Genomic DNA, 3126 nt, shown 5'->3' with positions numbered 1-3126 from the left:
ACCTTATTACTGATGTATCACTTACATCTAGCTCCTTAGCTAATTGAGCTAAAGTTACAAAACATACATGAGATAAATTATTCAATATATATTCCCCTATTTTTTTTTCTGTTTTTGTAAGTTTTACATTTTTTATCCTTTTTTCCAAAAAAATCATTTTCTAAATTTCTCTCCTTTAAGAAACTCCTTATTCTAAAATCTATAAATATGATTTTTAATCACTTGACTATCAAATGCGATAACCTTTCCTATGTGTTATAAAAAAGAGGCTAAATTAAAGCCTCTTTTTTTAATCTTATTATCATTATCTACAAAAGTATCTTATTTAAAACTCATTTATCAAATTAATAATTAAACAAAACTCTTTCATCTATATCAGCTATTGTAGCACATCCAGTAAGTCTCATAGTAGCTTCAAGCTCAGATATTATCTTATTTACATAAATTTCTACACCTTCAGTACCTCCACCGAATGAAGCAGTTACAAATGGTCTACCTATTAAAACACCATCAGCTCCTAGAGCTATTAATTTTAATACATCTACACCTGTTCTAACTCCACCGTCTGCAAGTATTATAGTTTTACCTTTTACTGCTTTAGCTATTTGAGGTAATACGTCTGCTGCCCCTGGAGTACAATCTAAAACTCTACCACCGTGATTAGATACAACTATTGCATCTACACCAGCTTCTGCAGCTAATATTGCTTCATCAGGAGTCATAAGTCCTTTTAATATGAAAGGTAGCTTTGTAGCTTGTTTTAATTCTTTTATTTTATCTAAAGTTTTAGGTTCTACATTCTTTCCATGTAATGATAATGTAACTAGTCCGCAAGCATCTACGTCTACACCTAGAGCAAATACACCTGCATCTTCAGCTAATTTCATTTTTGAAATTATTGCGTCGTTTTCCCATGGTTTTATAAATGCTATACCGTCTGCATTTTTTTCTTTTAATACTTCTAGGTTATCTGTTAAGAAAGTTTCTATCGCTGTATCTCCTACCATTGGATATATTCCAGCTTTTAAGCATCCTTCTATTACCCATGCTATGTATTCTTTTTCTGAGTATTTTCCACCCATATTTAAAGTTGTTCCAGATACTGGAGCTGCAAATATAGGAGCTTTCATTTTTTTACCAAACATTTCTACTGATGTATCAGGATTTTTTACATCGTGTAGTACTCTCATATTTATTTTGATTTTTTCTAAGCTTTTTATGTTTTCAGTGAAAGCTGAACCTGTTCCTTTTCCACCCATTCCAGGTACTTCTCCAGAACATACTACACCGTTACATGTTTTACATACTCTACAGCTTCCATTTAAATTTTCTTTTGCATTTTTTAGAACTTCCTTGTAATCCATTTCTTTATCCCCCTAAAATAATCGTTTTGAATTTTCCATGAATACTTTTAATATTTCGTTTTCATATCATCATAATTATAGCACATTTTTTAAGAAACTTTTCCTATGAATTGGAGTTATTCCATATTTTTCGATAGCCTCGTAATGTTCCTTTGTTCCATAGCCTTTATGGTGTTTAAAGCCGTATTGTGGATATATTTCATCGTACTTATACATAATTCGATCCCTAGTCACTTTTGCTAGTATGCTAGCGGCTGCAATTGAAATTGACTTTGCATCTCCTTTTATTATTGGAAATTGTTTTATATCTAAATCAGGAATAGTTACTGCATCTAAAAGTAGATAATCAGGCTTTTTATTTAATGCATTTATGGCCTTTTTCATAGCCATATATGTCGCATTTAAAATATTATATTCGTCTATTTCTTCGTTATCCACTATCCCTATACCGTAGTCTAACGCTTGTTCTTTTATTACCTCGAATAATTCGTCTCTTTTAGCCTCAGATAGTTTTTTAGAGTCGTTTACATAAGGTATTTTAGTATCCTTTTCAAACACTACTACACTTGCCACAACCGGTCCTGCTAGTGGTCCTCTACCTGCTTCGTCAACTCCTCCTATATATACATATCCATTTTTATATCCTTCATTTTCAAAAGTGTTTATAAGCTCAAGTCTCTCTTCTTCTTTTTTAATTTTTTCTAATTTTTTGCCTAAACTCTTTGCCAAATTTTGAACTGATTTTCTATCGTCTTGATTTAATATATCTATGTATTTTTGATATTCCTCTTCTTTTAAATTTTCTATAATAGCTTTAATTTCTTTTACGCTTTTATTTTTCATAAGCCACCTCTATTTTTATTGATTAATTTTACAAATATTATATCTAAATTTATTGTACTCTATAAGTAAAAAATCGCCAAGTAACTCCATAAAATAAATTACCTGGCGATTTGTATTTTAAACTGCTATTTCTTCATCTTCTTCGCATTCTTTATTTTTATTTATTTTTATAAAATACCCAGCAATTCCAGCTATAAATGTAGGAAATACCCAACAGAAGCCTAGATTTGCAAGAGGTAGCATTTTTAAAAATGCTATATCTATACCTAAATCATTAGCTGCCATAAGCACCCCCATAAATAGTGCCGTATAAGTTGAAAACTTTACTATATTGTCATTTTCAACGAACCTCTTAAATATAGTCATAACTATTAAAACTATTGTCGCTGGATATATTAAGCTAAGTATTGGAGCCGAAATTTTTATTATAGATTCTACGCCTAAATTAGATATAACTAAACTGAACAAGCATACTCCTATTACTAATTGCCCGTATTTTAATCTTTCATTGGTTGCCTTTGAGAAATACTCAGCTGTAGCTGATGTAAGACCTATAGCTGTTGTCAAGCATGCTAAGCTGACTATTAAAGATAATATTATTTTCCCAGGTGTCTTAAGTAGAGTACTTGTTATTGCAACTATTAAAGATGACTGAGAAACATTTATATCGTACACAGATGATACTGTAGCTCCAAGATATGTAAGACCTCCATATACAACTGTAAGTCCTATTGCAGCTACAACTCCTGCTTTTAATAATATATCGATTCTGTCTTTTTCTTCTTTATATCCTTTTTGTGCTAAACTCTTTATTAAAACAGCTGATAAGCATATAGCACCTAATGCATCTAATGTCTGATATCCTTGCAGTATACCTTCACTAAACACGTTTTGGATAGCTGCCTTTTCTAAATTTCCT

The 3126-nt window shown here is 30.9% G+C and carries 3 protein-coding genes and 1 pseudogene; all 4 read right to left on the bottom strand.

Annotated features, from left to right (window positions below):
• Positions 1-157, bottom strand: a pseudogene (locus ACI3VO_RS11475) (hypothetical protein); the annotation flags it as partial.
• A gap of 187 nt (positions 158-344) precedes the next feature.
• Positions 345-1364, bottom strand: a complete 1020-nt coding sequence (locus tag ACI3VO_RS11470; RefSeq protein WP_439758046.1) for an alpha-hydroxy-acid oxidizing protein — start codon at positions 1362-1364, stop codon at positions 345-347.
• A gap of 75 nt (positions 1365-1439) precedes the next feature.
• Entirely contained in the window at positions 1440-2207 is a 768-nt protein-coding gene (locus tag ACI3VO_RS11465; protein ID WP_439758045.1) for a ribonuclease HII, read from the bottom strand.
• A 117-nt stretch (positions 2208-2324) separates the two neighbouring features.
• On the bottom strand, positions 2325-3126 hold an 802-nt coding region (locus ACI3VO_RS11460), incomplete at its 5' end, for a branched-chain amino acid transport system II carrier protein (RefSeq protein WP_439758044.1).

Origin of the sequence: Intestinibacter sp. (assembly GCF_051866655.1) — a bacterium.
Taxonomy (GTDB): Bacteria; Bacillota; Clostridia; order Peptostreptococcales; family Peptostreptococcaceae; genus Intestinibacter.
Note: the sequence above shows the minus strand (reverse complement) of the source record. Positions and strands in the feature narration are given on the sequence as shown.

Bases quoted from the DNA above. Each gene is read 5' to 3' on its own strand.
- ACI3VO_RS11470 (WP_439758046.1), bottom strand. From the start codon at position 1,364: ATGGATTACAAGGAAGTTCTAAAAAATGCAAAAGAAAATTTAAATGGA.
- ACI3VO_RS11465 (WP_439758045.1), bottom strand. From the start codon at position 2,207: ATGAAAAATAAAAGCGTAAAAGAAATTAAAGCTATTATAGAAAATTTA.